The organism is Longimonas sp. (assembly GCF_046498435.1).
Taxonomy (GTDB): domain Bacteria; phylum Bacteroidota; class Rhodothermia; order Rhodothermales; family Salinibacteraceae; genus Longimonas.
In genome coordinates this window covers 1-7,526 of sequence record NZ_JAWOAR010000293.1, presented here as the reverse complement: position 1 = coordinate 7,526, position 7,526 = coordinate 1, and the positions used below count along the sequence as shown (strand labels likewise).

Genomic DNA, 7,526 nt, shown 5'->3' with positions numbered 1-7,526 from the left:
AGGACGTACAGTCCCATATCTCAGGATGCTGAACGAAATCGACGACGAATCTCTTCGAGCCCAGCGGAATCAATGGGGGATCGCCGTCTCCTTCCGGTCTGGTTCCGATTCCGGAGAGATTCCTCTGCCGACGGCTGTCGACATCGGAATGACGCGCTGGGGACGGGTCATATCGATTCTGTGAAGGCTCGCTCAGGTTTTGTCAGGTACTGTGTCAAGGACCTGACGCTTGAGGAGGTCGTGGCAGAAATCCACAAGGAGAAGAAAACGGATACATGATTCTGTACTGCTGAAGCCCCGAGACCGCCGATAGATCGCACCCCACCTGGCGCGGCGACGCGGTCCCCGGCTATGTGATTCCATAGCCCGGGATCAGAAGCGAAGCGCTGGGAGCCCCGCGACCGAGTACTCCCGGGGTGCGGATATCCCGGGCGGCAATTGGCACGGCTCCACATCCTCAAGTCATCCTGACGCCCCCAGGCGGAAGGATCCCGGCGCCATCCCAACAGGCTCAGCACGTCCGGTGCGCATGAGGTCCGCCGTTTGGACACCAAGCAGCAAAGCGCCTCACCACATAGCGTTGAGATGCTTCACTGCGTTCAGCATGACATCTGTAGAAGGTAGTACCCTCGTCGCGATGTACAACAGGCATGACCTCTGGCCCCTCTGCGTCGCGACGGACGAAATGGACGCTCTGCGTCCGAGGGCTTTGCCCGGAATCGGCTGCACGGGTGAACATCGAACTCGTGAGGAGTGTTTGACCCACACGTTAAACTCAGCATCTGCTTGTTCAGCCATGGAAATTACGCTTGGCATTCCAGATTCTGCCCGTTCCAGGAAGCGGGAGAACGAGTACTATAAAGAGGCGCTTGTAGCCATGCTCTACCAGGCGGGGGACCTTTCCAGCAAGGAGGCCTGCGAGGCCCTTGGCGTCTCACGCCGCGAGTTTGAGGAAATGCTACCGCGCTTTCGCGTATCGATCATGCCCGACGATGATGAAAGTATTGCCGCCGAGCTCAACGCATGAGTGCTTCTGAAGCCGAACAGCCATCGGGCGTCCTTCGGCGCGTGGTAAGTGATACAGGACCGATGATTTCGCTGGAGCGCCTGACGGGGGGCTTCCGGTTTATTCGTCGGCTCTACGATCGGATCATTGTTCCCCCCAGTGTGCTGGAAGAGCTTGGGTTTGGCTACGACCATGCAGAGGCGTATCTCGAGCACTATGGGATTAATGATCTGATCGAGGTGCGGAGCGTGGCCGTACAGGCAGTACTGCCCGACCTTGAACGCCTGCACGAGGGAGAGATTCAGGCAATTCGGCTTGCGCTGGAGTTGGGGGGGCCGCTACTCATCGAAGAGGCTGCGGGCCGACGATCGGCTCAGGCGGCGGGCGTTTCGATTTCAGGTGTTGCGGGACAGATCGTCAAAGCCCATCGCCAGGGAGTCATCTCAGTGGAAAAGGCGCGAGCTATGCTAAAAGAGATGGTAGAACACCGTAGAATCAATGAGCGAATCTACGAACAGTTGGTCGCAGCGTTGTAACAAGGCCATGCACCGGACGAAGAGCATTGCGGTTCGGCATTGCTGATGCTGAGCACCAGCACGAGTGAAAGCAGCGCAGCGAATGCACGGGACTGGGCTTTTCAGACCTTGCGCAAGAGCAAGGAGACCGAGGAAAGAAAAGAGCTATTCGAGGATCTGACGCTTGAAGAAGTCGTGGCAGAAATCCGAAAAGAGAAGAAAACGGATGCATGATTCTGTACTGCTGAAGCGGGAAGCCAAGTCTGTGGTGACAATAGGGAGAACACAGATGGCCTACTCACTCCGGCACGGATAGCACTTCTGGTCTTGTCCTGGTCGGTTGCTGTGGCGCTTCGCCGCAGCGCGATGTCGTTATGCCCCCCTTTCACCACTTCCACCCCTCGATTGAATCTCATGTTGTGGGGCGGCATTCAAGCACATACACAGGTCTAAACACAGGATCCACCATACCATGAAGGTTAAAGTCGGAAAACGAGGCGTCACAGTCCCAAGACGAATGCTGGGCGAAGCTGAAGAGGTGGAGATCCGAAACGAGGATGGCCGCATTGTAATTGAGCCGGTCCGTGAGTTTGAGAAAGCGGACCAGGACCCCATTTCGGGACTTGGCCAGAATCCAGTGTCGTGTGGATCGACGGATGCTTCGGTAACCCATGATCAGTACCTTTACGACAAGTGAACCGCGTGTTTTTGGATACCGGGTATCTCATTGCTTTGGAAGCCTCTGATGATCAGCATCACGAGGATGCGGTTCGGCATTGGAGGACATCACTTTCCGACATCTCGTCAATTATCACGACCACCTACGTTTTCGATGAAGTAGTGACGTTTTTCAATAGCCGAGACCACCACGCAAAGGCAGTCGAAATTGGAGAACGGCTTCTCAAGAGTCCTCGGGTTCAGGTGGTCCACGTAACCGAAGAGCTTTTTAGAAGCGGGTGGGGCCGGTTTCAAGAGCGTCCCGACAAAGGATACTCGCTGACGGACTGCATCTCCTTTGTGGTGATGGAGCGACACGAATTGAGAGAGGCTTTGGCATTCGACCAGCATTTCCAGCAAGCAGGCTACCAAACGCTTCCCATCCAGCGTGGAACATAACCATCCATTGTACCTGAATCCGAGACGTAGTGCCAAACGCCCCTGGCGCCGCCGATCCGGGATCCATTCGCCGGTTGAGGGCGAACTCACTCCGCTAATACATCCCTCCATTGGGGCATGGATCCCAGATCGTCGCTCCGCTCAAGATGACAGCATCTGAGAGGGGTACGCTGCTACCCACACATTGACGTGTGACAAAGCACTACCAGAGCACTACGTCGCGCCGAAGATGAGTTCCTTTACAAGGCCGACTGCAGGCGGCGGCGTGCAACGACTGCGGCCCCGATGGGTCCGGCATCGTCGCCGAGGGCAGCGGGAACGAGGCGGATCTTCTCCGCGCCTTCGCGCTGCAGGTAGTGCTGACGCGCCGTTCGTCCGATCGGGTCGATGAAGTCCTGCCCGAGGCGCTCCACCACTCCACCGCCAAAGACGACGACCTCCGGATCCAGCACGTTTACGAGATTCGCGGTGAGCAGGCCGAGGTAGTACTGCGCGTTCTGGATCGCTTCCTCCATCAGCGCATCGCCCGCCTCCAGCGACGCCTCAATGACGCTACTGGTGAGCTTCTTCTTGCCCTTCTTGTCCATGATCTCGAAGACCTGCGTTGAGCGGCCCTTCTCCATCTCCTCGCGGATGATCGCCTCCATGGCGGTCTTGCTGGCGTACGCCTCCACGCAGCCGCGTCGTCCGCACCCGCACTGGCGTCCGCGGGGCTGCACCACCACGTGTCCCACCTCGCCCGCCACGCCGCGCCAGCCGTAATGCGGCGTGCCGTTGATGACCATGCCGCCGCCGATGCCGCTTCCCACAAAAATGCCGATCATGTTGAGCGTGCCCTTGCCAGCGCCATACACGTGCTCGCCCAGGACGCCAATGTTCACATCGTTGTCGACGATCACCGGCAGGCCGAGGTTAGCCTCCAGCCGCTCGCCCAGGGGAACGTCGGTCCAGTTCAGGTTAGGTGCTGAGTGGACGACGCCCGACTTTGGGTCAACCGCGCCCGGTGCGCCGATGCACAACGCGCTGTAATCGCTGGCGTCGTTGTCCATCTTATCCATCACCTTGCGCACCGTCTTGCCGATGCGCTCAATGACCACGTCGACGCCTTCTGGGGCGCGCGTCTTCTTTTTCTTCGAGGCGAGAATGTCGCCTCCGCGAACCGCTGCGGCTTCAATGTTGGTGCCACCAAGATCGACGCCGATGATTAGAGGCTCAGACATGAGGGTTGGACTACTGGGTAAAGGAAAGCGTATAGGTACTCAGGAAGGAAGCCGTCAGACGCGACAATGGCAAACGCAGGAGCAGATAGTTGCAGGTTTCCTGGCCGCTGTCGGAGGAACCATCTCCTTGGCGTTCAGCGGGAAATAGCCGGGACGGTACGCGCACCTATCTCGGTTCGACCTAAATCCCCCTTCCCTTTCGGGGGACTTCATGAGAGCGTCCTACGGCTCCTTCCTCTCCGGGGAGGTATTACTTGCAATCTACGAGGTACCGACAGGTCATGGGTATGTACTCTCTAATGGATACAGACTATTCCAAATATAGGAAAGATTAATTTGAACAATGAAGCTCCGGCGTCTACGTTTATGGGTAGACGTTATTGTTTTCAGCAGAGTCCTACCTTTAGTACATGTCAGAAGACCATTCAACCGAGAACACGGGGGGATCCAACGGATGTCCCGTGATGCACAACGGCTCGCACAACGGGTCGGAGGCTGATCAGCGGAATAAGAACCAACGAGCGAGCACCTTCACGGCGCATCGTCAGTGGTGGCCCAGCAGCCTCAACATCGAAATCCTCGATCAGAATGCTCGTGACCTTAGCCCCTGGAACGGGGCGTTTGATTATACTGAGGCGTTTCAGCAGCTTGACTACAACGCCCTAAAAGCGGACATCAACGATGTGATGACCACCTCACAGGACTGGTGGCCCGCCGATTACGGCAATTACGGCCCGCTCTTCATCCGGATGGCGTGGCACGCAGCCGGAACGTACCGCACCACCGACGGGCGCGGCGGCTCGTCTGGCGGGCAGCAGCTTCAAGCTCCTCTCAACAGTTGGCCCGACAACGCGAACCTCGACAAGGCCCGGCGTCTGCTGTGGCCTGTGAAGCAGAAGTACGGTCGGAAGATTTCATGGGCCGACCTGCTGGTCCTCGCTGGCAACGTGGCCCTCGAATCAATGGGCTTTACAACTTTTGGGTTCGGCGGAGGCCGGGAAGACGACTTCCACCCCGACGATTCCGTGTACTGGGGCCCTGAACAAGAAATGGAGTCCTGGGATCGATTCGACGCCGACGACGAGCTCGAACGCCCGCTTGGCGCTACCGTGATGGGGCTCATTTACGTCAATCCCGAGGGGCCCGAGAATACGCCAGACCCGGAATGGTCGGCCCAGCGCATCCGTCAGTCTTTTGGACGGATGGCCATGAACGATGTCGAAACCGCTGCGCTCATTGCGGGAGGCCACACCTTTGGGAAAGTCCACGGCGCCGACACCGATGAACACCTCGGCCCTGAACCGGAGGCGGCTCCCATTGAGCAACAGGGGCTCGGCTGGAGCAACGCATACGGTTCCGGGAAGGGAGCCGATACAATTACGAGTGGCATCGAAGGGCCGTGGACCGAAGCGCCCACGCAGTGGGACACTGGCTATCTCGACAGCCTGCTCGCTTACGAATGGGAGCCTCACAAAGGCCCCGGCGGAGCGTGGCAGTGGCGCCCGAAAAGCGATGCGCTAAAGGGGACGGTGCCCGATGCCCACGACGCCTCACAGAAGGTAGACCCGATGATGCTCACGACAGACGTGGCCCTGAAACGGGACCCCAGCTATCGAGCAATCATCGAGCAATTTCGAGATGACCCAAGCTATTTCCAGGATGCGTTCGCACGCGCCTGGTTCAAGCTGCTTCACCGAGACATGGGACCGAAGGAGCGCTACCTGGGTCCAGAAGTGCCCCAGGAAGATCTGATCTGGCAGGATCCTGTGCCCAGCGTCGACCACGAGCTTATCGGAGACGAAGAGATCGCCGAGCTCAAAGATGCGATCCTCGCTACCGACCTGTCTGTCTCCCGTCTCGTTAAAACCGCCTGGGCCTCGGCCTCAACATACCGCGACAGTGATAAGCGCGGGGGAGCGAATGGAGCCCGCATCCGCCTAAAGCCGCATCGGACGTGGGAAGCCAACGAGCCGTACGAACTGTCACGCGCGCTGCAAACGTTGGAGGGCGTCCAGCAAGACTTCAACGCCTCGCGGACCGACGGCGTGCAGGTCTCGCTGGCTGACCTCATCGTGCTGGGCGGATGCGCCGCTATTGAGCAGGCCGCTGCAGATGCCGGCTACGATGTCGATGTACCGTTTGAACCCGGACGCACCGACGCTACGCAAGAGCAAACCGACGTGGAGGCGTTTGAGCACCTTGAACCGAGGGCAGACGGCTTCCGCAACTACATCGCCGAGGATCCGGGGCAGGACTGGACACCGGAGCAGTTTTTGGTTGACAAAGCCGATCTGCTGGACTTGACCGCGCCTGAAATGACTGTGCTCGTTGGTGGGATGCGCGCGCTCGACGCCGTCCACGAGCAGGCCAACAGCGACGGTGTCTTCACCGACCGCCCGGAAGTGCTTACCAACGATTACTTCGCGAACCTGCTTTCTATGGACTATACGTGGGAGCCGGTTTCGGAGGCCAAGGAACGCTTCGAAATCCAGGACCGCGACACTGGGGATGTGAAGTGGCATGCAACCCGCGTCGACCTGGTCTTTGGATCCAACGCCCGTCTCCGCACCCTCGCGCAGGTTTATGGGGCCAACGACGGCGAAGAACAATTCGTCCACGACTTCATCAACGCGTGGACCAAGGTCATGAATCTCGACCGGTTCGACCTGAAGTAGTCGGTCCTAAAAGAGTTTGACCTTCCAGCAATCAAACCTGAAAGGAGGCCTCGTCCGCAAGGGCGGGGCTTTTTTTGTTGTAGATGACTTTTCTTGTACCTGATCTTACGCACCACTGGATTAGCCAATACCCACGAGCGGCTGCGGAGAACCCAAACTGCATCCTAACCGGACCCGCTAACGGGCTGAGCGCCCCACTCTTTGCGATGTGGCGTCTACTGCTCTGTCACAGCTCAATCTTGGGTAGCAATGTACCCCTCTCAGACGATGTCATCTTGACGATGTCATCTTGAGCGGAGTCGAAAGATCTCCCCTGAAGTTGGAAGGCCCCGTCCCGCCGTATCTGTTGAACGCCGAGGAGATGGTTCGACTGCGCTCACCATGACAGGCTTCGTTGGGGGGATGATGCCCGGGCAACCATCAAAATGAGGGTTGACAGAGCACTACTGCTCTGTCACAGCTCAATGGTTGGGTAGCGCGAACGAATGATTGGCATGGAAGGTCACAAAAGATCCTCGACAATCCCAACCGCCGTCGGGAGCTGATCCGGAATCTTCTTCAGGATACCAAGCTCGCCTCAAAAAAATCGCCAAGGATAACCAGGTTACGCACATTCACGGTCCTACTTAATCCGTGCCGTGCTACCGGAGGCGTGTTCTTATTCAAGAGCCTCATGGTTGGGGGCACACCCTACACATCGAGCTCATCCGCCTCCGTGGCGTGCTGCATGATAAAGTTGAAGCGCGCCGAGGTGTCGCGGCCCATCAGGTCGGTGATGGTCTGCTCGGTGTGCAGGCGCTCGGTGTCCGGGATGGTGACCTCCAGCAGACGACGCTTGTCGCGGTCGAGCGTCGTGGCGTTGAGCGTTTTCGGCATCATCTCGCCGAGTCCCTTAAAGCGCTGAATATCCACGTTCAGGTTGCGTCCGTCGCTCTTGATTTCGTCGATAATCGCATCGCGCTGCGCATCGTCGAGCGCCCAGTGGGTGTCTTTG

At 58.2% G+C, this 7,526-nt stretch carries 8 protein-coding genes and 1 pseudogene; 7 read left to right on the top strand and 2 right to left on the bottom strand.

Going from position 1 to position 7,526, the window contains the following annotated elements:
* From R6U20_RS11410 to R6U20_RS11385, 6 genes are all read left to right on the top strand, one after another.
* Positions 1 to 184 (top strand): hypothetical protein (locus R6U20_RS11410; protein WP_410337984.1); only part of this gene is annotated, 184 nt, incomplete at its 5' end.
* 612 nt (positions 185 to 796) lie between these two features.
* The gene (locus tag R6U20_RS11405; protein ID WP_410337983.1) at positions 797 to 1,027 is read left to right on the top strand and encodes a UPF0175 family protein; all 231 of its coding nucleotides are present in this window, start codon (positions 797 to 799) and stop codon (positions 1,025 to 1,027) included.
* A complete protein-coding gene (locus R6U20_RS11400; protein ID WP_410337982.1) occupies positions 1,024 to 1,542 on the top strand; it encodes a hypothetical protein in 519 nt (172 codons plus the stop codon). Before R6U20_RS11405 ends, R6U20_RS11400 begins: the two co-directional genes overlap by 4 nt.
* Positions 1,543 to 1,587: 45 nt before the next feature.
* Complete coding sequence (locus R6U20_RS11395) at positions 1,588 to 1,755, top strand: hypothetical protein (protein WP_410337981.1); 168 nt, start codon at positions 1,588 to 1,590, stop codon at positions 1,753 to 1,755.
* Positions 1,756 to 1,993: 238 nt separating this feature from the next.
* A complete protein-coding gene (locus R6U20_RS11390; RefSeq protein WP_410337980.1) occupies positions 1,994 to 2,218 on the top strand; it encodes a hypothetical protein in 225 nt (74 codons plus the stop codon).
* A complete protein-coding gene (locus tag R6U20_RS11385; protein WP_410337979.1) occupies positions 2,215 to 2,637 on the top strand; it encodes a type II toxin-antitoxin system VapC family toxin in 423 nt (140 codons plus the stop codon). The genes R6U20_RS11390 and R6U20_RS11385 overlap by 4 nt, the downstream gene beginning before the upstream one ends.
* 239 nt (positions 2,638 to 2,876) lie before the next feature.
* On the opposite strand, the gene R6U20_RS11380 is transcribed toward R6U20_RS11385, so the two are convergent.
* A complete protein-coding gene (locus R6U20_RS11380; protein WP_410337978.1) occupies positions 2,877 to 3,857 on the bottom strand; it encodes an ROK family protein in 981 nt (326 codons plus the stop codon).
* A gap of 410 nt (positions 3,858 to 4,267) precedes the next feature.
* Between R6U20_RS11380 and katG the strand changes: the two genes are divergently transcribed.
* Positions 4,268 to 6,532: a catalase/peroxidase HPI gene (katG, locus tag R6U20_RS11375; protein ID WP_410337977.1), complete on the top strand. Its 2,265-nt coding sequence runs from the start codon at positions 4,268 to 4,270 to the stop codon at positions 6,530 to 6,532.
* Positions 6,533 to 7,222: 690 nt separating this feature from the next.
* On the opposite strand, the pseudogene R6U20_RS11370 reads toward katG, so the two are convergent.
* A pseudogene (locus R6U20_RS11370) lies at positions 7,223 to 7,526 on the bottom strand (DNA topoisomerase IV subunit B); the annotation flags it as partial.

What these genes read in the sequence shown, in the direction of transcription:
- R6U20_RS11380 (WP_410337978.1), bottom strand. Translation starts at nt 3,857, where the DNA reads ATGTCTGAGCCTCTAATCATCGGCGTCGATCTTGGTGGCACCAACATT.
- R6U20_RS11395 (WP_410337981.1), top strand. Translation starts at nt 1,588, where the DNA reads ATGCTGAGCACCAGCACGAGTGAAAGCAGCGCAGCGAATGCACGGGAC.
- R6U20_RS11405 (WP_410337983.1), top strand. Translation starts at nt 797, where the DNA reads ATGGAAATTACGCTTGGCATTCCAGATTCTGCCCGTTCCAGGAAGCGG.
- R6U20_RS11390 (WP_410337980.1), top strand. Translation starts at nt 1,994, where the DNA reads ATGAAGGTTAAAGTCGGAAAACGAGGCGTCACAGTCCCAAGACGAATG.
- R6U20_RS11400 (WP_410337982.1), top strand. Translation starts at nt 1,024, where the DNA reads ATGAGTGCTTCTGAAGCCGAACAGCCATCGGGCGTCCTTCGGCGCGTG.
- katG (WP_410337977.1), top strand. Translation starts at nt 4,268, where the DNA reads ATGTCAGAAGACCATTCAACCGAGAACACGGGGGGATCCAACGGATGT.